This is a genomic window from Rhodococcus cercidiphylli, assembly GCF_033042225.1.
Classification (GTDB): Bacteria; Actinomycetota; Actinomycetes; order Mycobacteriales; family Mycobacteriaceae; genus Rhodococcoides.
Window position 1 is genome coordinate 349,872 of the sequence record NZ_JAWLKE010000001.1, and the last position, 21,683, is coordinate 371,554.

Sequence of the window (21,683 nt, forward strand, 5' to 3'; positions counted from 1 at the left end):
GAACTACAGCTCGAGTCCCAGTAGAGCGTTCTCGACCACCTCGGGAAGACCTGGGTGGATCCAGTACTGGCCGCGGGCCATGTCCTGAGCGGACAAACCGAAGCTCATGGCCTGGATGAGTGGCTGGATCAACGTGGGGGCCTGTGCGCCGATGATGTGCGCGCCGAGGATCTTCCCAGTGCCCTTCTCGGCGATGATCTTGCACAGACCTTCGCTGTCCTCCATGGCCCAGCCGTAGGCGACATCTCCGTAGTTCTGGACCTTGACGGTGATGTCCAGGCCGGCGTCGCGGGCGTGCTCTTCGGTCATGCCCACCTCGGCGATCTGGGGATCGGTGAACACCGCCGCGGGAACGAACCGATGGTCGTTCTTCCGTAGCGTCGAGGTGTCGCCGTGCCACGCGTCCTGCAGCAGGTTGTACTGAACGACGCGAGCTTCCTGGTTGGCCACATGCTTGAGTTGGTACGGGGACGATACGTCGCCGAGTGCGAACACTCCTTCGGCCGTGGTGCGGCCGAATTCGTCCACCACGATGCGGCCTTCGTGGTCGAGCTCGATGCCTGCCGCAGCCGGATCGAGACGGTCTCCGTTGGGCTCGCGGCCCACGGCGACGAGGAACGCATCGCCGAGGACCTTGGTGCCGTCGGCGAGTTGGACCCCGTGCAACCCGCCCTCGGACAGGGGAGTGGTCTCGCCGGAGTCGAGGTGGACGTCCCACTTGGCGCGGGCGAGCTCGGTGAATCGCTTCGAGATGTCGGCGTCCAGTGCGCGGAGCAAGGTGTCCTTGCGGGCCACTATCGACACCTTGGAGCCGAGAGCAGAGAAGACGTGCGCGAATTCTGCTGCGATGTAACCGGATCCGAGAATCACCAGGTGCTCGGGTAGCTCGCGGAGACGCATCACATCACTGTTGGTGTGGTACGTGACACCCGAATCGGCGATGGACTGCGGCACCGTCGGACGCGATCCGGCGGCGACGACGATCTGGTCGGCGGTGATCACGGTGCCGGTGCCGGTGTCGATGGTGCGCGGGCCGACGAAGCGTGCGTGACCCTCGAACAGGGTGAGATTCGGGCTGCCTTCGGCGCGGTAACGCTTGCCGCCCTCCGAGATCGGGTCGATGCGGCCGAAGACGCGATCGACGATGTCCGGCCAGCGCACAGCGTCCACGTGGGCGTCGACACCGTATTTCGAGGAATCGCGTACCGTCCGCGCAACCTCGGCGGCGTAGACGAACATCTTGGTGGGGATGCAGCCGACGTTGAGGCAGGTGCCGCCGAAGGTCGAGTTCTCCTCTATCAGAGCGATCTTCTTGTCTTCGAAGCGCGAATCGGCGATCGAGTTGCCGGATCCGGAGCCGATGATCGCGACGTCGAAATGCTCGGTCATGAAATGTGCCCGCTCTCGGTGTGGTCCTTGCCCGACGCGTGGTCGGTGCTCTCGCTTCGGTGCAACCACTCGATCCACTCGTCCATTTCCTCGAAGGCCCGAGCGCGTGGAGTCTCGGTGGACAGAAAGACGTCGTGGCGGGCTCCCTCGATGGGCACGATCGTGGTGCGGTCGCCCAGGCAGCCCGCCCAGCGCGCGATCTGGCGAACGTCGAGTACGGCGTCTGCGGCGTCGACCGCGGAGCTGTATCGGCGCGAGAAGTGCGTCACCTTGGAGCGCAGAATCAGTGCGGGGATACCGATGTCGAGGCCGCGATGAAGTTCGGCGTGTCCGTGGCGGACGGCGCGAATCCACCCGAAGGTGATGGGGAAGCCTGCCAAGGGCTTCCAGTCGAGGTCGTAGTCCCACTCGCCGTTCTCCGATGCCGCGAGCGACAACCCGTACGTATCGAGCCCGCCGCCGGGAACCTGTGCCTTGGACCGGAACCTGCCGATGACGTCGATCGCGGCGGTACCGACGCTGCGGATGGCAGGTGGGCCCTGCAGGTCGAACCACGGGCTGTTGAGGACCACACCCGACAGGCCCAGCCCGGCCGATCCGCCCTCCTGTCTGTTGAGACGGTTCAGCCACAGCGGCAGTACGAGCCCGCCGGTCGAGTGCGCCATGAGCAGGACCGGGGCACCCGGGCGTTCCGCGCGGACCAGGGCGAGAGCCTCGTTCAGCTCGGCGTCGTACATCGCCAGATCGGTCACGAAGTGTGCGGTCTGGCCCTCGCGGCGCGAGCGTCCGCATTTACGCAGGTCCAGGGCGTAGAAGGCGTATCCCTGCGCTGCGAAGTGCTCGGCGATGTGGCGCTGGAAGAAGTAGTCGGTGAAACCGTGGACGTAGATCACCGAACGCTCGAAGTTGGCGGCACCGGGCGGTTGGTACCGCACGAGAGTGGCCTCGACCTGCCCTTCGCCGTCCGGATCGTTGCCGAGTGGAATGGTCGTCTGTTCGTAGCCGTCGCCGAGGACGTCGGGCACCCAGGTAGTCACAGATCACAACTGTAGTGGGCACCGCGGGCGGCGTCCGAGGAGCACAATCGGAACCGGGTTGACGTGGTGTCCGACGGGGTAGGCCCAGCTAGTAACCTGACCGCATCGGGTGAAGCAGCCCTCTACAGCAGAGTTCTCCGGTCGATACCGCCACCGGCCGAGACCTCCACAGACAAGGAAGTCGATTCTCCAGTGTCCAAAGATGAGCAGGGTAAGCGGATCAAGACCGACGTCGTTCTGGTCGGTGCCGGAATCATGAGCGCCACCCTCGGTGCGCTGCTCCGTCAGCTCGAGCCGAACTGGTCGATCGACGTCTACGAGCGGCTCGACGCGGCCGCAGCCGAGAGCAGCGACGCGTGGAACAACGCGGGCACCGGCCACTCAGCACTGTGCGAACTGAACTACACGCCGCAGAACAAGGACGGCAGCGTCGATATCGCCAAGGCGCTCAACGTCAACGAGCAGTTCCAGGTGTCGCGTCAGTTCTGGGCACACGGAATCGAGACCGGTGTGCTCTCCGACGCAAAGAACTTCATCAACCCCATTCCGCACGTGAGCTTCGTGCACGGGGCCGAGAACGTGAAGTACCTCCGTGCCCGGTACGAGGCGCTCGTGGGCAACCCACTGTTCGCAGGCATGGAGTACATCGACTCCAAGGACGAGTTCTCGGCGCGACTGCCGTTGATGGCCAAGGGCCGTGACTTCTCCGATCCCGTGGCCCTGAACTGGAGTCAGGAAGGCACCGACGTCGACTTCGGTGCGCTCACCAAGCAACTGCTGAACTACCTGTCGTCCGCGGGCGGCACAGTGCACTTCGGACACGATGTGCGCAACATCACCAAGCAGTCCGACGGCAGCTGGGACGTCAGGGTGGCCAACCAGCGCACCGGCGTCAAGAAGACCGTCAACGCCAAGTTCGTGTTCGTCGGCGCAGGCGGCGGCGCACTGCACCTGCTGCAGAAGTCCGGAATCGCGGAGATCAAGGGATTCGGCGGCTTCCCGGTCAGCGGCGAGTGGTTGCGGTGCACCGATCCGGCTCTGATCGAGCAGCACTCGGCCAAGGTGTACGGCAAGGCTTCGGTCGGTGCTCCGCCGATGTCGGTCCCGCACCTCGACACCCGCGTGATCAACGGCCAGCAGGGTCTGCTGTTCGGTCCGTACGCCGGCTGGTCGCCCAAGTTCCTCAAGCAGGGCAAAATCACCGACCTGCCCAGCTCGGTGAAGCCCGGAAACCTGATGTCGATGCTCGGGGTCGGCGTGACCGAACTCGGACTCGTCAAGTACCTGGTCAGTGAACTGGCTCAGTCGCAGGCGGATCGTGTCGAGACGCTGCGTGAGTTCGCGCCCTCGGTGCTCGGCGAGAACTGGGAGCTGGTCACCGCGGGTCAGCGCGTCCAGGTGATCCGCAAGAAGGGTCGCGGCGGTGTGCTCGAGTTCGGCACCGCTGTGGTCAACGCAGCGGACGGCACCATCGCCGGACTGCTCGGTGCCTCTCCCGGCGCATCCACCGCCGTTCCGGCCATGCTGGACGTGCTGCAGCGGTGCTTCGGTGACAAGTACGACGCGTGGCAGCCCAAGCTCAAGGAAATGGTCCCGTCGCTGGGGGTCAAGCTGGCGCAGAACAGCTCGTTGTTCGACGAGGTCTGGGGCTGGACGTCCAAGACACTGCAACTGGAAAATGCTCGTGAGCTCGCACAGCCCACGGGTGTGTGATAGCAAAAGGTATGAATACGCAAGCAGCAGCTCTCAAACGATCATGGGCACTAGACCTGTCCAACAGCACGTTGTACGACCTGTTGAAGCTGCGTGTCGAGGTGTTCGTGGTCGAGCAGGCGTGTGCGTACCCGGAGTTGGACGGGCGTGACCTGCTGACCGAGACACGGCACTTCTGGCTCGAACGGGACGGCGAAGTGGTGTGCACACTCCGCCTGCTCGAGGAGCACGACGACGGCGAGAAGGCGTTCCGTATCGGCCGGCTCTGCACGCAGCGCTCGGCCAGGGGACAGGGCCACACCACGCGAATTCTGCGAGCCGCGCTTGCCGAGGTCGGTTCGGCTCCGTGCCGGATCAACGCTCAGAGCTACCTCGTCGACATGTACGCCAAGCACGGCTTCCTGCCGGACGGCGAGGAAGTTCTCGAGGACGGCATCCCGCACACGCCGATGCGTCGGGGTGGCGGCACCGCCTGGAGCGAGAGCTGACCTCCCTGTAGTACGAGAAGAACGAATGCCACACACGGCCCTACCGTGTGTGGCATTCGTTCGTTCGGCGGTAGTGTTCCGTTCGAAGTCGGTCGCGGAGAAGTCCTGTGTCAATCAGGCGCGGTCCCGCCACTGTGTTCAGGAGAATCTTCGCTCGAGGAGATTCCCCTGTCAGCCAGATCGCCGCTCGGCTTCGCGTATCTCGACCGAACGTCCGGCGCGGAACTCCGGGCACGAAGGGAATTGGCTGTGCAGCGAAGTGGGAGTGTTCCCGAACCGGGATATCCGTTCAGTGCGATCGTCGGTCAGGATCAGCTGAGGTTGTCGCTGATTCTGTGTGCCGTGCACCCCGGTATCGGCGGTGTACTGGTGCGAGGAGAGAAGGGCACCGCGAAATCGACGGTGGTGCGCGCACTCGCGGCACTGCTGCCCGCCGTGCAGGACGAGGACGGCTCGCGTCCGGCGAAGCTCGTCGAACTTCCGGTGGGGGCAACCGAGGATCGAGTGGTGGGGTCCATCGACCTCGAGAAGGTTCTGCGCGACGGCGAACGTGCGTTTCAACCCGGTCTGCTCGCGGCTGCGCACCGTGGAGTGCTCTACGTCGACGAAGTGAATCTGCTGCACGATCACCTGGTCGACGTATTGCTCGACGCGGCCGCGATGGGGCGGGTGCATGTCGAACGTGACGGTGTCTCTCATTCCCACCCAGCGCAATTCGTTCTCGTGGGCACGATGAATCCCGAAGAGGGCGAGCTTCGCCCGCAGCTGCTCGACCGGTTCGGTCTGGCAGTGGAGGTGACGGCGTCGCGGGACGTGGACGTTCGCATGAACGTCGTCCGCCGTCGGATGAACTACGAGCGTGACCCGCACGCATTCGCCGCCGAGTACCGCAACGAGGACATCGCAGTGGCCGAGCAGATTCTGGCCGCCCGAAAGATTCTCGACGATGTGGTGTTGAGCGACAAGGAACTTCGGCGTATCGCCGCGCTCTGCGCATCCTTCGACGTCGACGGTATGCGCGCCGATCTTGTGCTCGCTCGCACCGCATCCGCCCACGCCGCCTGGCGAGGCGCAAGCGACGTGGCCGAGGAAGACGTGCGGATTGCCGCCGAACTGGCGCTGCCGCACCGGCGTCGGCGCGATCCCTTCGACGAGCCGGGCATCGACGACAAGCAACTGGACGACGCCATGCGGGACGCGGCCGAACAGGCCGAGCAGCAGCCGGATCCGGATCCCGACCCCGACGGCGGTGGGGGAGCTCCCGATCCCGAGGCTCCCGACGATGCCTCCCAGTGCCAACCCTCCGATACGCAGCCCTCCGACACACAGTCCTCCGATTCGCACGAGGATTCGGCGCAACCACCGCCGCCCTCGGGTACCGGCAGTGAGAAACAGGCAGGTACTCCGGGAGCACAGTTCAGAGCACGGTTGCTCGAGGTTCCCGGAGTGGGCGAGGGTGCGCCTGGTCGACGCTCGCGGTCACGGTCCGCGCACGGACGATCGGTACGTCCCACCGTCGAGGCGGGCAAGGGCCTGCACCTGGTGGGCACCCTGTTCGCCGCGGCCGAGCAGCAGGTCGTCCGCGGCCGCACCTCCGGCCGGTTGAAGCTCGAGCCTGCGGATCTGCGGGGCGCGATCAAGGAGGGACGCGAGGGCAACCTCATCGTCTTCGTCGTCGATGCCTCGGGTTCGATGGCTGCGCGAGATCGACTGTCCGCGGTGACCGGTGCGGTGCTCTCGCTGCTGCGCGATGCGTATCAGCGCCGCGACAAGGTGGCGGTGATCACCGTGCGCGGCACGGAAGCCGAAACGGTGTTGCCGCCGACGTCGTCGGTGGACGTGGCCGTGACCCGGTTGCGGAAGATGAAGACCGGTGGCAGATCGCCACTGGCGCAGGGCTTTCTGAAGGCACGGGAACTCGTTCTGCGAGAGCGTGTTCGAGATCCACTGCGCCGCGCTCTGGTCGTCGCGCTGACCGACGGCCGTGCCACCGGAGGCACCGATCCCGTCGGCCGGGCCCGAATCGCCGCGGGACGTATCGCGTCGGACAAGATCGCCTCCGTCGTCGTCGACTGCGAATCGGGAATGGTGCGCCTCGGGCTCGCTGCCGATTTCGCGACGTGCCTCGGCGGCGGTTACGTGGCGCTGGCGGATCTGTCGGCGGAGCAGGTCGCCGCCGTCGTTCGCGCAGCGGCGTAGGGGGGTTCGCGATGCCTCAGGGTGTACCGGCTCCCGGAACCGTTCCGCAGGACGGCCTCACGACGCGTCAGCGCCGCAATCTGCCCGTGCTTGCCGTGCATACCGGACCGGGCAAGGGAAAATCGACGGCCGCTTTCGGAATGGCGCTACGGGCCTGGAATCAAGGTTTCGACGTCGGAGTGTTCCAGTTCGTCAAGAGTGCCAAGTGGAAGGTCGGCGAAGAAGCGGCGTTTCGCACACTCGGCGAACTGCACGAGAGCACCGGGGTCGGCGGAGCCGTCGAATGGCACAAGATGGGCGAGGGCTGGTCGTGGACTCGAAAGAAGGGCAGCGACGTCGATCACGCCGAGGCCGCGGCCGAGGGCTGGCAGGAGATCGCCCGGCGAATCGAGCAGGAGTCGCACCGCTTCTACGTGTTGGACGAGTTCACCTACCCGCTCAAGTGGGGGTGGGTCGACGTCGCCGAGGTGGTCGATGTCCTGACCCGCCGACCGGGCAATCAGCACGTCGTCATCACCGGACGCGACGCGCCCCGTGAACTGATCGAGGCAGCGGACCTGGTCACCGAGATGGCCAAGGTCAAGCATCCGATGGACGCCGGACGCAAGGGTCAGCGAGGCATCGAATGGTGAACCAGTCCTGTCCCGCAGTGGTGATCGCGGCCCCCGCGTCGGGCAGCGGAAAGACGACGGTGGCCACCGGACTTATGGGCGCGCTGCGCAACGCCGGCCGCACCGTCGCACCGTTCAAGGTGGGTCCGGACTACATCGACCCCGGATATCACTCACTCGCGGCCGGTCTTCCGGGCCGCAATCTCGACGCCGTGATGGTCGGTGCCGACCGCATCGGGCCCCTGTTCCGACACGGCAGTCGGGGCTGCGACATCGCGGTCGTCGAGGGCGTCATGGGACTGTTCGACGGCAAGATCGACATGACCGGACCGGGGGAGGCCTCCGCCGAGGGATCGACCGCTCGGGTGGCCGCGATGCTCGGTGCCCCGGTGATCCTCGTGGTCGACTCCCGTGGACACAGTCAATCGCTTGCCGCTGTGCTGCACGGGTTCTCGACGTTCGACGCCAGCGTCCGCATCGGCGGTGTGATTCTCAATCGCGTCGGCAGTCAGCGGCACGAGGACGTGTTGCGTCAAGCGTGCGAACGGGTGGGTGTTCCGGTACTGGGCGCGTTGCCGCGCATGAGCGAACTGGTGGTCCCGTCACGGCATCTGGGGTTGATCACCGCAGTCGAACACGGCGGTGCCGCAACCGATGCCGTCGACGCGATGAGCGCTCTCGTCTCGAGGTTCGTCGACATCGAGGCAGTGAGCGCGCTCGCTCGATCGTCGGTGACAGCGCCGCAGTGGTCCCCGGAGGACGAGGTAGGCACCTGCGAGGGATCGCCCGTCGTCGCGGTGGCCGGTGGCCCGGCATTCACCTTCGGATACACCGAGCACGTCGAACTGCTCCGCGCAGCGGGGGCCGACGTCGCCGTGTTCGATCCACTGCGTGACGGATTACCCACCGGCACAGCGGCAGTCGTTCTCCCCGGCGGATTCCCCGAGGAGCATGCGGCCGCGTTGGCGGCGAACGAACTGTTGCTGGCCGATATCAGGACGGCCGCGGCCAAGGGTTTGCCCATTCATGCCGAATGCGCCGGATTGCTGTATCTGGCAAGCCGATTGGACGGTCATGCCATGGCCGGGGTCGTCGACGTGGACGCGGAATTCGGAAACACCCTCACGCTGGGATACCGCGATGCGGTTGCCCTCGAATCGTCCACACTGTTCGACGCGGGCACCCGAGTCACCGGCCACGAGTTCCACCGAACGAAACTCGTGGACGTGCGCGAGAGCGCCTCGGCCGCGTGGGGCTGGCACAAGCAGAGCCCCGACGGCAGAACTGCGGCGCGCGAGGGCTTCGTGCAGGGCGGGGTCCACGCGTCGTACCTGCACACCCATGCTGCGGGCAATCCCGGATCCATCACCCGGTTCGTTGCCGCCGCAGTCGACTACGCGCGAGTGTAGAGGGATCGCAAGAATGCGGGTCGTCGTCGGAATAGGTGCCCGAGCCGTCGTCGATTCCGCCGACGTCGAAGCGGCGATCTCGACGGTGCTGCAACCGGACTGGAGCGTCGAGGCGATCGCCTCCATCGACCGGAAAGCCGACCTGGTTGCCGCGGTGGCGTCGAGCATGGGGGTTCGGGGCGTGACGTACTCGGCGAGAGAACTGTCGACCGTCGTGACACCGACCGTGTCGGTTCGTGTGCTCGATGCCGTCGGATGCGCCAGCGTCGCCGAAGCAGCGGCACTGCTGGCCGGTCGTTCGACGAAGTTGACGGTACCCAGGTTCGGTCTGGACGGTGTCACCGTTGCCGTGGTCGAGCTCTGCCTTGACGGTGGACAGGGGGTTCGGGCCATCCTGTAGGTATGACCGAGACGATGAAAGCCGTTGCCTACACCCGCTCGCTTCCGATCGACGATCCCGCCAGCCTGACGGATGTGGTCCTCGACCTGCCCACCGTGCGCCCACGCGATCTTCTGGTCGACGTGCGCGCCGTGTCGGTGAATCCGGTGGACGTCAAGGTCCGCGCCGGCAACGATCCGCAGGGCACCCGGAAGGTCTTCGGGTTCGACGCCGCCGGTGTGGTGCGCGCTGTCGGTGCCGACGTCACCATGTTCGCGCCCGGCGACGAGGTCTATTACGCGGGCGACATCGGCAGACCCGGAACGAACTCGCAGTTCCATGCAGTGGACGAACGCATCGTGGCGAAGAAGCCGACCACCCTCGATTTCGCACAGGCTGCGGCATTGCCGCTGACTGCGATCACTGCCTGGGAAGGTCTGTTCGACAAGCTCCGCATCACTGCCGAGACCACCGGAACTTTGCTGATGGTGGGCGCCACCGGGGGTGTGGGATCCGTTGTGCTGCAGCTGGTTCGGGCTCTCGTTCCTGGTGTCCGCGTGATCGCGACGGCAGCGGACGAGGACGCCGTGGAGTGGGTCCGTTCTCTCGGTGCGGCCGAGGTGGTGAATCACCGACGCGATCTTCGGGAGGAAGTACGCCGAGTAGCACCCGACGGTGTCGATTACGTGTTCACTGCTCATTCCTCCGGGCAGGTCGAGATCTACGCGGACCTGTTGACGCCGTTCGGTCAGATCGTGGCGATCGACGATCCGGAGACGCTCGACGTTCTGCCGCTCAAGACGAAGGCGATCTCGTGGCACTGGGAGTTCATGTTCGCGCGTCCGATGCACGACACGCCGGATCTGATTCGCCAGCACGAGCTACTGACCAGAGTGGCCGAGCTCGTCGATGCGGGTTCGGTGCGCACCACTGTCACGACGGTTCTGTCTCCGATCGATGCCGAGCAGCTTCGCGAAGCGCATCGGTTGGTCGAGACCGGGCACGTACGGGGAAAGGTTGTGATCGCAGCCCGCTCGTGAGGACCGATCCGCGCCACTGACTGGCGAAAGCGGGCCGACGCAGGCAATGTGGATCCAATGACTTCCGACAGCCTTGTCCTGCTCGGCCCGATCGTCCGGTACGTCGGCACCGAGACTGCGACCCTGTGGTTCGAGATGGCCGAATCGTCGACCGTATCGGTCGTGACCGACGTCGGCGTCCGCGCAGAAGAACGAACGTGGGGCGTGCACGGACACCACTATGCGCTGGTGCCACTCGAAGGTCTGCCCGCCAACTCTCCGGTGCACTACGAGGTGTTCGTCGACGAGCGTCGAGTGTGGCCCCCGGATGGCAGAAGGGCGGCCATTCACACGGTCGACGCCGAAGGACCTGTCACGCTGGCATTCGGATCCTGTCGGCGAGGTGACAACTACAGCGACGAATCCTTGAAGGAGATCGGAGCCGACGCGTTGGCCGGGCTCGGGAACGCGCTGATCGAGGAGGGCCCGAGCCGGTGGCCGCAGGCCTTGCTGCTCCTGGGCGATCAGGTCTACGCCGACGATCCGTCGCCGGAGATCGTCGAACGGCTGCAGGCGCGGCGTCGGTCCGGCGAGGGTCCGCGCAGTGCCGTCGGTACCGACGCGGAGAACGAGATCTGCGACTTCGAGGAGTACTCGTGGCTGTACCGAGAGTCCTGGGGACTCGAGCCGGTGCGGACACTGTTGGCGAGCATCCCGTCGTGCATGATCCTCGACGACCACGACCTGCGCGACGACTGGAATTCCTCCGCTTCTTGGCGTGGAGACATCGTGACGCGGCCCTGGTGGAACGACCGAGTGGTCGGGGCGTATTCGTCGTACTGGGTGTATCAGCACTTGGGCAACCTCTCGCCCAAGGAACTTGCGCAGGACGAGATGTATGCCGCGGTACGATCGGCCGCCAGTGACGCAGAGCGCGAGAAGTTGTTGTCAGACTTCGCTTTACGAGTCGACCGGCGGCCCGAGACCGGACGCTGGAGCTTCTACCGCGACTTCGGCGACACGCGGCTGATCATGATCGATTCGCGCTGCTCTCGAAACCTGGATCCGGACAACAGAGAAATGGTCGACGAGAAGGAGTGGGCGTGGGTACGTGAACGCGCGCTCGAGACCACTCCGCGGCATCTGCTGTTCGGATCGTCGTTGCCCTACCTCATGCTGCCCGCGCTGCACTACCTGGAACAGTGGAACGAGGCTGTGGCGCAGGGCAGTTGGGGGTCGATGTCGGCCAAGGTGGCCGAGAAGATGCGGATCGGTCTCGATCTCGAACACTGGGCCGCTTTCACCAACTCGTTCAACGACATGGCCGCTCTGACGCGTGAGCTCTCCCGCGGCGAGAACAAACCCGCCTCGATCATGTGGCTGTCCGGAGACGTGCACTGTTCCTACGTGGCGAACGCGGACTTCGGTGTCGGCGGGCGCGATGTACCGGCCACGTATCAGCTCACCATGTCTCCGTTCCGCAATCCGCTCGATCTGCCGATTCGCGCGGTCAACAAGCTGGCCATCAAGCGTCCCGCCGCCCGAATTCTGTCGAAGCTGGCGCGCGCTGCCCACGTGGGCCCCTCCGGTGTCGAATGGGAGGCCGAGGCCGGGCCATGGTTCGCCAACGGCGTCATGCTGCTGACTCTGCACGGCGACTCCGCCCGGTTGCGGGTGCACCATGCTCACGTCGACGATGCGGGCAAGCAGGTGCTCACCGAGACGTCGACCCTGGCCCTCCCCTAGCGAACGGTAAACGATTGGCCATAGCCGGGCCGATGAGGTTGGCTGGTTCGTTGTGGCCCACCTCGAACTCAACGACATCGTCTACTTCCTGCCCGACGGGCGGCAGTTGCTCAACGGTGTCGGGTTTCGTGTCGGCGACGGTGCCAAGACCGCCCTCATCGGGCCCAACGGAACCGGTAAGACCACGCTGACGCGCATCATCGCGGGTGACGAGACCCCCGACGAGGGATCGGTGTCGAGTTCGGGCTCGCTCGGAGTGATGCGGCAGGTCGTCGGCCAGCTACGAGACGACTCGACAGTGCGTGATCTGCTGCTGTCGGTTGCGTCCCCGGCCGTGCGGACGGCCGCCGCTGCCCTCGACACCGCCGAGAACACGATGATCGAGGTCGACGACGAGAAGACCCAGATGAAATACGCGCAGGCCCTGTCGGATTGGGGCGATGTCGGCGGTTACGACCTCGAACCGTTCTGGGACAAGGTCACCACGGCGGCCCTCGGAATGCCGTTCGACCGCGCGAAGTGGCGCGCTGCATCGACTCTCAGTGGCGGTGAGCAGAAGCGCCTGGTGCTCGAAGCGTTGTTCGCGGGCTCGGACAATCTGTTGCTTCTCGACGAACCGGACAACTACCTCGATGTGCCGGGCAAGCGTTGGCTCGAAGCGACCATTCGTGATTCCGACAAGTCCGTCCTGTTCATCAGTCACGACCGGGAGCTCATCGCCAACGCCGCGAATCGGATCGTGACGCTGGAACCGGGCGTCAGCGGTGCCACTTCCTGGGTGCACGGCGGCGGGTTCGCGACGTATCACGCCGCGCGTGAGGACCGGAATGCTCGGCTCGACGAACTGCGACGGCGGTGGGACGAGGAACTCGTCAAACTCCGTGCACTGGTGCTGCGCCTGCGGGAGAAGGCCAAGTTCAACGACGGGGTCGCTGCGCGCTATCACGCGTCCCAGACTCGATTGGCGAAGTTCGAGGAGGCCGGACCGCCGGAAGCGGTGCCGTTGAAGCAGCACGTCACCGTTCGTCTGCGCGGCGGCCGCACAGCCAAGCGCGCGTTGGTGTGTACGGCACTGGAACTGACCGGACTGATGAAGCCCTTCGACACCGAGATCTGGTACGGAGACCGCGTCGCCGTGCTGGGCTCCAACGGTTCCGGCAAATCGCACTTCCTGCGTTTGCTCGCCAACGGTGGAACCGATCCGGAGAAGGAGCACGAGCCGGTTCAGGAACTGGCACTCGATCCCGTTCCGCACACCGGCACCGCGGTGCTCGGCGCCCGCGTTCGGCCCGGCCTGTTCGCGCAGACCCACACTCGGCCCGATCTCGCGGGCAACACACTCCTCGACATCCTGCACATGGGCAACGAACACCGCGACGGCATGGGCCGGGAGGCCGCAGGCCGGGCACTGGACCGTTACGGTCTGGCCCGAGCCGCCGAACAGTCCTACGACAATCTTTCCGGTGGCCAGCAGGCGCGCGTACAGATTCTGCTGCTCGAACTCTCCGGGGCCACCCTGTTGCTGCTGGACGAGCCGACCGACAACCTCGACCTGATGTCCGCCGACGCACTCGAAGACGCCATCGCCGCGTTCGACGGCACCGTCATCGCCGTGACCCACGACCGCTGGTTCGCGCGCAGCTTCGACCGATTCCTCGTGTTCGGCAGCACTGGTCAGGCCTACGAATCGAACGAGCCCGTATGGGACGAGAAGCGGGTGCAGCGCGCGCGGTAGCGTTTCCTCTCGTGAACGCGACTGACTCTCCCTATCTGGTCGGCCTCAATCTGGAAGGTCGACGCGTCGTCGTGGTCGGTGGCGGCACCGTCGCGCAGCGCCGATTGCCGCTGCTCATCTCCTGCGGTGCCGTGGTTCACGTCATCACTCGGGAGGCCACGCCCGCTGTGGAGGCGATGGCAACTGCCGGTCAGGTGACCATGGAGTTGCGTGACTATCGCGTGGGCGACCTCGCCGACGCCTGGTACGCCGTCGCGTGCACCGACGAGGCCGCGACCAACATCGCCATCGTCGCCGAGGCCACCGCGTCCAAGATCTTCTGTGTGCGAGCCGACATCGCCAAGGACGGCACCGCGGTCACCCCGGCGTCCGCCGAATGGGACGGGCTGACCCTCGGAGTGCTCGCCGGCGGTGAGCACCGTCGATCGGCCGCGGTACGCAATGCCGTCATAGAAGCCCTGCAGTCCGGTGTGGTCGCCGACTCGGACCGTGCGCCGTTGACGGGCGTCGCGCTGGTCGGTGGCGGACCCGGCGATCCGGACCTCATCACCGTCCGCGGGCGCAGGCTGCTCGCCTATGCCGATGTCGTGGTGGCCGATCGGCTCGCGCCGCCCGAGCTGCTGGCCGAACTGGGCCCGCACGTGGAGGTCATCGATGCCTCGAAGATTCCGTACGGCCGCGCGATGGCGCAGGAGGCGATCAACCAGGCGCTGATCGACGGGGCGAAGGCAGGCAAGTTCGTCGTCCGACTCAAGGGCGGCGACCCCTACGTGTTCGGTAGGGGATACGAAGAACTCGAAGCGCTCGCTGCCGAGGGAATTCCGGTCACCGTGGTGCCCGGCATCACCAGCGCCATTTCGGTGCCCTCGTCCGCCGGGATCCCGGTGACGCATCGCGCCGTCACCCACGAGTTCGTCGTTGTCAGCGGCCACGTGGCACCCGACCATCCCGATTCGCTCGTCGACTGGGACGCGTTGGCCAAACTCAAGGGCACCATCGTCCTGCTCATGGCCGTCGAACGGATCGGGCAGTTCGCCGACGTACTCATCGCGGGCGGCCGGGCGTCCGATACCCCGGTCATCGTCGTACAGGAGGGCACCATGCGTACTCAGCGCGAGGTTCGAGCGACGTTGAGCACCGTCGCCGACGCCGTTCGCGAAGCGGGGATCAGGCCTCCCGCGATCGTCGTTATCGGGACCGTTGCCGGTTTCTCTGTGCACGCCGGTAACGTGAAGACTCGTGCCTGAGTCCTCGATGTCCGATACGTCCACCACCGAGATCAAATACCCGGTGACGACCAGAGCATTCGGGTTGGCGATCATCGTCCTGAGTGGTCTGCAGTTGATGGTGGTGCTCGACGGCACCGTGGCCAATCTGGCACTTGCTCCGTTGCAGGCGGATCTGGGCCTTTCCGATGCCGGACGCAACTGGGTGCTCACGTCGTATGCCCTCGCCTTCGGCGGGCTCATGCTCCTCGGCGGCAGACTCGGTGACGCATTCGGTCGCAAGAAGATGTTCCTGGCCGGCGTCGTGCTGTTCACCATCGCATCCCTGCTGTGCGGGCTCGCGGTCAACGAGGCAACGCTGGTAGCGGCGCGCGCGCTCCAGGGCGTCGGAGCCGCGGTGGCGTCGCCCACGGCGTTCGCGTTGGTGGCGACCACCTTCGCGCCGGGCCCGGTACGAAACCAGGCCATCGCGATCTACGCGGCCATGACCGGTGTCGGCTCCATCGCAGGCCTGATCATCGGCGGTGCGCTGACCGAGGTGTCGTGGCGGTGGATCTTCCTGATCAACGTGCCGATCGGTGTCGTCATCGTGGTGCTCGCAGTCGTGTCTCTGCAGGAGACGGTGGGGGCAAAGCTACCGCTCGACGTGCCGGGAGCGATTCTGGCGACGCTCGGCTGCACCGGAGTGGTGCTCGCTCTGAGCGAGGGCACCGAACTCGGCTGGACCAATCCGATCGTCATCGTCTCGCTGATCGCCGGACTGCTCTTCCTCGGGCTGTTCCTGCTGGTCGAGCGCCGCGCCGACAATCCATTGCTGCCGTTCTCGCTGTTCGGCAGCCGAGACCGGGTAGCGACGTTCGTGGCCATCTTCTTCGCCGGTGGCGTGATGTTCTGCCTCGCCGCCTACGTGGCACTGTTCGTCCAGGACATCCTGGGATACAGCCCATTGCACGCGGGCCTGGCGTTCGTGCCGTTCGCCTTCGGACTCGGTGCCGCCGCATTCCTGGCCTCGCAGCTGGTGACGCGCATCGCCCCACGGTGGTTGATTCTGAGCGGTGCCGTCATCATGGTCGGGTGGCTGATGGTGTCGGTCGCGACGATGAACGCGGACTCGTCGTACTTCCCCGGACTGTTCTTCCCCGTCATCGGTATCGGATTCGGCGTCGGCCTGACGGTCGTGCCGCTTCCGCTGTGCGCCATCGCCGGAGTCAGCCCCACCGAGATCGGCCCGTTGACCGCTATCGCCCTGGTTGCCCAGACCCTCGGCGGACCGCTGGCGCTCGCCGTGATCGGCGCGTTGGTCACCTCTCGAACATTGTCTCTCGGTGGCATCTCCGGACCGGCAACGTTGATGAACGACAGCCAACTCGACGCGTTGAGCTCGGGCTACATGTTCGCGCTTTTCTGCTGCGCAGTCTGCGCCGTGGTCGCGGGAATCGCTGCGGTGTTCATTCGATTCACGCCGCAGCAGGTCGCGCAGGCGCAGGCCGCTCAGGAAGACGCCCAGAAGTGCTGACGAGCAGGGCCGATCACACGCCCAGTACGGCCTTGGCGATGAGGAAGTAGACGATCAACCCCGTCGCGTCGCAAAAGGTGGAGATGAAGGGCGTCGAGAAGACCGCCGGGTCCACCCCGATCTTCTTGGCGATCAGCGGCATTGCACCGCCGACCGTGGCTGCGAGAGTGCAGATCGACAGCAGCGTCGTACCGATGACGACCCCGAGGTGCCAGTCGTAGACGAGTCCGGCGATGACGAAACCCAGGGTGCCGAGCATCGCACCCATCGTCGCGCCGACGCGAACCTCGCGAAACAGCACGGCGGCGATGTCGCGCGGTCGCACGTCGCCCAGTGCGAGTGCCCGCGTGACAGTGGTCGCGGCCTGGGAGCCGGTATTGCCGCCGGTCCCGGTCAGCAGCGGAATGAACAGCGCGAGAGTGACGACTGCGGCGAGTGCGTGCTCGAAGATCTCGAGAACCTGCACCGTGAGGATGGCCGACAGCGCCAACACCAGCAACCACACCACGCGCGAGCGAACGATGGACAGCACCGGCGTCGACAGATATGGCCGGCGCAGCGGCTCCGAGCCACCGGCGCGGGCGGCGTCCTCGTCCTCGGCTTCCTCCAGGATTCGTGAGGACTGCTCGAGTGTGAGAATGCCGATCAGCCGTTGCTCGGAATCGACCACCACCACCGCAGGACTGCGGTGCTCGAAGCACAGTCGTGCGGCCTCCTCCGCCGACGAATCGGCCTCGACCACAGGATGATCCGAGTACAGGTCGCCGACCGGGGTGCTCGGTGCCGCGGTCGCCAGGTCGGCGAGGGTCACCACCCCCAGCAGAGTTCGGTCATCGTCGGTGATCGGCAACAGGTACACCGACTCGGCGTCCGAGCCGGTGCGCCGCACGGCGACGAGTGCGTCGGCGGCGGTCGCTGCAGTCCGCAGTCGAACGAACTCCGGGCTCATCCGGCGGCCGACCGACCCGCGGTCGTACCCCAGCATGGGCGCGGTGAGTGCGCGCTCGTCGGGAGACAGGCCCACCAGCAGCCGATGCGCGACATTGGAGGGGAGTTCGTCGAGCAGCTCGACGCGGTCGTCCGGGTCGAGATCCTCGAACAGCGCGATCACGTCGTCGCTGCGCAGACTCTCGAACAACTCGCCGCGAACGGTGGCGTCGAATCGCTCGAAGGCCGTTACGGCCTCGTCCTTGGGCAGAAGACGAAACAACACCGCGCGTCGAGACGAGTCGACCCGCTCGAGCATGCGCACCGCATCGGTCGTCGACAGCTCACCCATCAGAGTGGACAGTGCGGCCATGTCACGGGCGGTGAGGAGTTCGGACGTTCGCGTCATGATGTCGTCGAGAGTTTCCGGCACGGAACCATTTTGCCTTGCGGATCGACAGTCGACTCCCACACCTCAGCGCGAGAGATCGGCCCGATCCGCCGCAGCCTGGCCCGAATCCCATCCCTCGGCGTCCAGGCGTGGGCCGCGCATCGGCTTCGCCGTCGGGAACAGTCGATCGAATTCGGCTTCGACGGCGACGGTCTGAGCGGCGAGTATCGGTAGTAGATCACCGGATTCGTGACTCGCCTCCTCGAGGGCGTTCGCATCGGCGTCGGTGAGGCGGTCTCCGATACGGACGGCGTACGCGTACAGGAATGCTTTGCCGAACGCCGCCGATCCGGCCTTCTTGCGCTTCTTCGCCTGCGGTGAATGCCCGAGGGCGCGTGTGGCCTGAACGAGCAGAGAGGTGAACAGCAACTCGGTCTGTTCCACGTCCACCGGCGCTCCGACCAGGGTTGCGACGGCGAACTCCTGGTCCCAGATCGCTTTGACGCGGTTGGCGGTTCCGACGACGTGCAACAGCTGCGCCTTGGCCGGGGCATGCGGGCCGTCGACATGAACGCGTCGGCCGTGAATATCGATGTGGCCCTGCGAGAGCAACATGGTGTCGATGGAGTAGCGCGTCATCAACTCCTGGGCTTTGGCCGTCAGCGTCTCGGCCTCCTCCTCGAAGTCCGTGGCGTCGGCCTTGGCCAGTAGCCCGCGAATCTTGCTCAGCATCTTGGTGTTCGGGGAGTCGGAGCCGGCGACACCGGTCACCGTAGGACGAGTGCGCGGCCACTGGGACGGCTTCGGGCCGAGCTGAGGCCACCGGGGGAGTGTCTGCCATCGACCGAGCAGGGTGAGTACGTCGAGCCACTGATCACTGGCCGCGATGTAATCGGTCTTACCGGAAGAGGTCAGGTACGCGGTCAGGAAATCGGGCGTGGCCTCGACCCGGGCCGCAACCTTCGGGAACTGCTCGCAGATCGTGGACATCTGATCCACCCAGTCCTGTGGAGCCCGCGAGTCCGCGTCGGCGAGATCGGCCTGATGCAGCAGTACCGCGGCAGCGAGATCGGCCACTGCCACCGTGTGCTGACGCCGCACGACGTGCACCAGATCCATGGGCTGCCAACCGTTTTCGTACATCGTCTCGATCATGTTCGTCAGCGCGCGAGAGCCGAGTTCGGTCGCGTCCATCGAGACCAGTCGATCTGCGACGTCGTCGGCGATGCGTTGGCTCTTGGTCTTGCCGACCGAGGCGTCGGCGCCGCGGCGGAGCAGTCCAGGAATCTCGCTCATTCGGTGAGCACGATCAATTCGGTGCTCGATGCCACTTCGACTCGCAGTCCGGCCTTGGACGCCACGCGCGCAACGGCTTTCGCGTCCTTCGGCTCGGCGGTGGTCAGAGTCAACGCGCGTGCCAGCAGGCCCTTGTGGTGCTTGTTGAAGTGGCTCACCACCGAACGGGTGCCGTCGGGCTTCTCGGTGAGCACCGTGGCGGTGATCGCACCGGGGACGGGACCGAGCTGCTGGTAGGTGCCGGATCGGAGGTCGACGACGATCCCCTCGTCCTCGGCGTCGATGGCGTCGGAGAGCTCGGGCTTCCAGTGTGAGCGCAGGGTGCCGAAATTCGGAACGGTCGATCCACCGGAGAGTCGGTAGTACGGAATCGGGTCGCAGGCACGGACGGCTCCGAACAGGGCCGAGCCGATCCACAGCCGCGCGTCCGCTCGGGCGCGACCGGCCCGAGTGAACGACGCCGCATCGAGGGCGTCGTAGAGCACGCCGGTGTACCGCTGCAGCGCAGGTGTGGTCGGTGAGGTCCACACTCGGGCGTTGCGTTCGATCTCGTCCTTCTGGGTGGGGCCGAGGCCGAGCGCCGCGATCGATGCATCGACGTCGCCGGCGAGTTCCACCAGCGCGTCGGCGAGCTTTCGGCGGAGCGGTGTCAACGTGGGCAACGACAGTCGGTCCAGATCGAGAGGTGCTCCGGAACCGCCGTCGGACTTCGTCTCGGAGGGAGGCAGCAGAATCAGCACGGGCACGAGGCTACTCACTGTACGGCCGCCTGCTCACAGGCACTGCGTGAGCGACTAGTCTGACAACCCGTGATCACCCGTCTTTCGCAGTTGTTCCTTCGTACCCTTCGCGACGACCCCGCCGACGCCGAGGTCGACAGCCACAAGCTGTTGGTCCGCGCCGGCTATGTCCGTCGTATCGCGCCTGGCGTCTACTCCTGGTTGCCGCTGGGTCTGCGGGTGCTGCGGCAGGTCGAGCGCGTCGTGCGCGAGGAGATGAACGCCATCGGTGCGCAGGAGATTTCTCTGCCCGCACTGCTGCCGCGCGAGCCGTACGAGACCACCAATCGGTGGACCGAATACGGCGACGCGTTGTTCCGGCTGCAGGACCGCAAGGGCAACGACATGCTGCTCGGTCCCACCCACGAGGAATTGTTCGCGTTGACGGTCAAGGCCGAATACAACTCGTACAAGGACCTGCCGGTCACGCTGTATCAGATTCAGACCAAGTACCGCGACGAGGAACGTCCCCGCGCCGGCATTCTGCGTGGCCGCGAATTCGTGATGAAGGACTCGTACTCCTTCGACATGGACGAGGACGGACTGAAGAAGTCCTACGCCGCCCACCGCGAGGCGTACCAGCGCATCTTCGCCCGCCTCGGTGTCAGCTACGTCATCGTCGCCGCGACGTCCGGTGCCATGGGAGGCAGTGCCTCCGAGGAATTCCTGGCCGAGAGCGACATCGGCGAGGACACCTACGTGCGCTGCATCGAATCGGGATACGCGGCCAACGTCGAGGCCGTCACCACTCCGGCACCGGCGCCGCAGCCCATCGAGGGACAGCCGGCCGCCGTCGACCACGAGACCGGCGACACCCCGACCATCGCGACCCTGGTGGAGTGGGCCAACTCCGCGGATCTCGGACGCACCGTCACCGGCGCGGACACGCTCAAGAACATTCTGCTCAAGGTGCGCAACGCAGAAGGGGAGTGGGAACTGCTCGCCGTCGGTCTGCCCGGTGACCGAGAGGTCGACGAGAAGCGCCTCGAAGCGTCCCTGGAGCCTGCCGAGTTCGCCCTGTTGACCGACGCGGACTTCGCTGCCAATCCGTTCCTCGTCAAGGGGTACATCGGGCCCCGCGCGTTGCAGGCCAACGGTGTTCGCTACCTCGTCGACCCGAGGGTCGTCGACGGAACGTCGTGGATCACCGGCGCGGACGTCAAGGGCAAGCACGTGGTGAACCTCGTCGCCGGTCGCGATTTCGTCCCCGACGGCACCATCGAAGCAGCCGAGGTGCGCGACGGCGACATGTCTCCCGACGGTCGCGGCCCACTCGTCAGTGCTCGCGGAATCGAGATCGGGCACATCTTCCAGCTCGGCTACAAGTACACCGATGCGTTCTCGGTCGACGTCCTCGGTGAGACCGGCAAGCCGGTTCGCCTGACTCAGGGTTCGTACGGTGTGGGCGTCTCCCGTCTGGTCGCCGTGATCGCCGAGCAGATGCACGACGACAAGGGTCTGCGATGGCCGTCGGAGGTTGCGCCCGCCGATGTCCATCTGGTGATCGCCAACAAGGACGACGCGGCTCGCGCCGGTGCGGAATCGATTGCGACACAACTCGATACGCAGGGAATCGAGGTGCTCTTCGATGATCGCAAGGCCTCACCAGGAGTGAAGTTCAAGGACTCGGAACTGATCGGCGTCCCGCTGGTGGTCGTTCTCGGCCGTGGCTGGGCCGACGGCAAGGTCGAGATTCGCGATCGCTTCTCCGGTGAGAGTCGCGAGCTGGACATCGACTCGGCGGTCGGGGAGATCGTGAAGGCCGTGCGCCGCACTCCGTAGAGGAGTCTCGCGATCTCTCTGCGCGGTTGTTTACCCGCTGG

At 65.8% G+C, this 21,683-nt stretch carries 17 protein-coding genes; 12 read left to right on the forward strand and 5 right to left on the reverse strand.

Features of this window, described 5'->3' with window-relative positions; genetic code table 11:
• Positions 1 to 3 precede the first annotated feature (3 nt).
• A complete protein-coding gene (gene mtr / locus R3P95_RS01695; protein ID WP_317547192.1) occupies positions 4 to 1,389 on the reverse strand; it encodes a mycothione reductase in 1,386 nt (461 codons plus the stop codon).
• Positions 1,386 to 2,426 carry an alpha/beta hydrolase gene (locus tag R3P95_RS01700; RefSeq protein WP_188078637.1) on the reverse strand — a complete coding sequence of 347 codons (1,041 nt, stop codon included), beginning with the start codon at positions 2,424 to 2,426 and terminating at the stop codon, positions 1,386 to 1,388. The genes mtr and R3P95_RS01700 overlap by 4 nt, the downstream gene beginning before the upstream one ends.
• Positions 2,427 to 2,618: 192 nt before the next feature.
• Here R3P95_RS01700 and mqo point away from each other — a divergent pair, with 192 nt between their 5' ends.
• The 11 genes from mqo (at position 2,619) to R3P95_RS01755 (ending at position 16,467) form a co-directional block, all read left to right on the forward strand.
• Complete coding sequence (mqo, locus tag R3P95_RS01705; protein WP_317547193.1) at positions 2,619 to 4,139, forward strand: malate dehydrogenase (quinone); 1,521 nt, start codon at positions 2,619 to 2,621, stop codon at positions 4,137 to 4,139.
• 11 nt (positions 4,140 to 4,150) lie between these two features.
• On the forward strand, positions 4,151 to 4,627 hold the full coding sequence (locus tag R3P95_RS01710; protein WP_068050238.1) for a GNAT family N-acetyltransferase: 477 nt from the start codon (positions 4,151 to 4,153) through the stop codon (positions 4,625 to 4,627).
• Positions 4,628 to 4,870: 243 nt separating this feature from the next.
• Positions 4,871 to 6,826: a magnesium chelatase subunit D family protein gene (locus tag R3P95_RS01715; protein WP_317547194.1), complete on the forward strand. Its 1,956-nt coding sequence runs from the start codon at positions 4,871 to 4,873 to the stop codon at positions 6,824 to 6,826.
• Between the two features lie 11 nt (positions 6,827 to 6,837).
• Positions 6,838 to 7,458: a cob(I)yrinic acid a,c-diamide adenosyltransferase gene (gene cobO / locus R3P95_RS01720; protein WP_149405980.1), complete on the forward strand. Its 621-nt coding sequence runs from the start codon at positions 6,838 to 6,840 to the stop codon at positions 7,456 to 7,458.
• Positions 7,452 to 8,846 carry a cobyrinate a,c-diamide synthase gene (locus R3P95_RS01725; protein ID WP_176460475.1) on the forward strand — a complete coding sequence of 465 codons (1,395 nt, stop codon included), beginning with the start codon at positions 7,452 to 7,454 and terminating at the stop codon, positions 8,844 to 8,846. The genes cobO and R3P95_RS01725 overlap by 7 nt, the downstream gene beginning before the upstream one ends.
• Positions 8,847 to 8,859: 13 nt before the next feature.
• A complete protein-coding gene (locus R3P95_RS01730; protein ID WP_317547195.1) occupies positions 8,860 to 9,246 on the forward strand; it encodes a cobalamin biosynthesis protein in 387 nt (128 codons plus the stop codon).
• A gap of 2 nt (positions 9,247 to 9,248) precedes the next feature.
• Complete coding sequence (locus R3P95_RS01735; RefSeq protein ID WP_317547196.1) at positions 9,249 to 10,265, forward strand: zinc-binding alcohol dehydrogenase family protein; 1,017 nt, start codon at positions 9,249 to 9,251, stop codon at positions 10,263 to 10,265.
• A gap of 57 nt (positions 10,266 to 10,322) precedes the next feature.
• Complete coding sequence (locus R3P95_RS01740) at positions 10,323 to 11,990, forward strand: DUF7800 domain-containing protein (RefSeq protein ID WP_317547197.1); 1,668 nt, start codon at positions 10,323 to 10,325, stop codon at positions 11,988 to 11,990.
• Between the two features lie 52 nt (positions 11,991 to 12,042).
• Positions 12,043 to 13,725: an ATP-binding cassette domain-containing protein gene (locus tag R3P95_RS01745; protein ID WP_317547198.1), complete on the forward strand. Its 1,683-nt coding sequence runs from the start codon at positions 12,043 to 12,045 to the stop codon at positions 13,723 to 13,725.
• Complete coding sequence (gene cobA / locus R3P95_RS01750; protein WP_149405975.1) at positions 13,692 to 14,972, forward strand: uroporphyrinogen-III C-methyltransferase; 1,281 nt, start codon at positions 13,692 to 13,694, stop codon at positions 14,970 to 14,972. Before R3P95_RS01745 ends, cobA begins: the two co-directional genes overlap by 34 nt.
• Before the next feature lie 7 nt (positions 14,973 to 14,979).
• The gene (locus R3P95_RS01755; protein WP_317547322.1) at positions 14,980 to 16,467 is read left to right on the forward strand and encodes an MFS transporter; all 1,488 of its coding nucleotides are present in this window, start codon (positions 14,980 to 14,982) and stop codon (positions 16,465 to 16,467) included.
• A gap of 13 nt (positions 16,468 to 16,480) precedes the next feature.
• On the opposite strand, the gene mgtE is transcribed toward R3P95_RS01755, so the two are convergent.
• Genes mgtE through yaaA form a run of 3 tightly spaced genes read right to left on the reverse strand, consistent with a single transcriptional unit; the run spans position 16,481 to position 19,821 of the window.
• A complete protein-coding gene (gene mgtE, locus R3P95_RS01760; RefSeq protein ID WP_317547199.1) occupies positions 16,481 to 17,827 on the reverse strand; it encodes a magnesium transporter in 1,347 nt (448 codons plus the stop codon).
• Between the two features lie 42 nt (positions 17,828 to 17,869).
• Positions 17,870 to 19,081 (reverse strand): DUF2786 domain-containing protein, encoded by a 1,212-nt coding sequence (locus R3P95_RS01765; protein ID WP_149405973.1) that lies wholly within the window; start codon positions 19,079 to 19,081, stop codon positions 17,870 to 17,872.
• Complete coding sequence (gene yaaA / locus R3P95_RS01770) at positions 19,078 to 19,821, reverse strand: peroxide stress protein YaaA (RefSeq protein ID WP_149405972.1); 744 nt, start codon at positions 19,819 to 19,821, stop codon at positions 19,078 to 19,080. Before yaaA ends, R3P95_RS01765 begins: the two co-directional genes overlap by 4 nt.
• A gap of 69 nt (positions 19,822 to 19,890) precedes the next feature.
• On the opposite strand from yaaA, the gene R3P95_RS01775 reads away from it, so the two are divergent.
• Positions 19,891 to 21,642, forward strand: coding sequence for a proline--tRNA ligase (locus R3P95_RS01775; RefSeq protein WP_149405971.1), 1,752 nt, complete (start codon positions 19,891 to 19,893; stop codon positions 21,640 to 21,642).
• Positions 21,643 to 21,683: the final 41 nt, after the last annotated feature.

Excerpts from the sequence above, each read along its gene's own strand:
- R3P95_RS01755 (WP_317547322.1), top strand. The coding sequence starts at position 14,980 with ATGTCCGATACGTCCACCACCGAGATCAAATACCCGGTGACGACCAGA.
- mtr (WP_317547192.1), bottom strand. The coding sequence starts at position 1,389 with ATGACCGAGCATTTCGACGTCGCGATCATCGGCTCCGGATCCGGCAAC.
- R3P95_RS01765 (WP_149405973.1), bottom strand. The coding sequence starts at position 19,081 with ATGAGCGAGATTCCTGGACTGCTCCGCCGCGGCGCCGACGCCTCGGTC.
- R3P95_RS01735 (WP_317547196.1), top strand. The coding sequence starts at position 9,249 with ATGACCGAGACGATGAAAGCCGTTGCCTACACCCGCTCGCTTCCGATC.
- cobO (WP_149405980.1), top strand. The coding sequence starts at position 6,838 with ATGCCTCAGGGTGTACCGGCTCCCGGAACCGTTCCGCAGGACGGCCTC.
- R3P95_RS01710 (WP_068050238.1), top strand. The coding sequence starts at position 4,151 with ATGAATACGCAAGCAGCAGCTCTCAAACGATCATGGGCACTAGACCTG.
- R3P95_RS01730 (WP_317547195.1), top strand. The coding sequence starts at position 8,860 with ATGCGGGTCGTCGTCGGAATAGGTGCCCGAGCCGTCGTCGATTCCGCC.
- R3P95_RS01725 (WP_176460475.1), top strand. The coding sequence starts at position 7,452 with ATGGTGAACCAGTCCTGTCCCGCAGTGGTGATCGCGGCCCCCGCGTCG.
- cobA (WP_149405975.1), top strand. The coding sequence starts at position 13,692 with ATGGGACGAGAAGCGGGTGCAGCGCGCGCGGTAGCGTTTCCTCTCGTG.
- R3P95_RS01740 (WP_317547197.1), top strand. The coding sequence starts at position 10,323 with ATGACTTCCGACAGCCTTGTCCTGCTCGGCCCGATCGTCCGGTACGTC.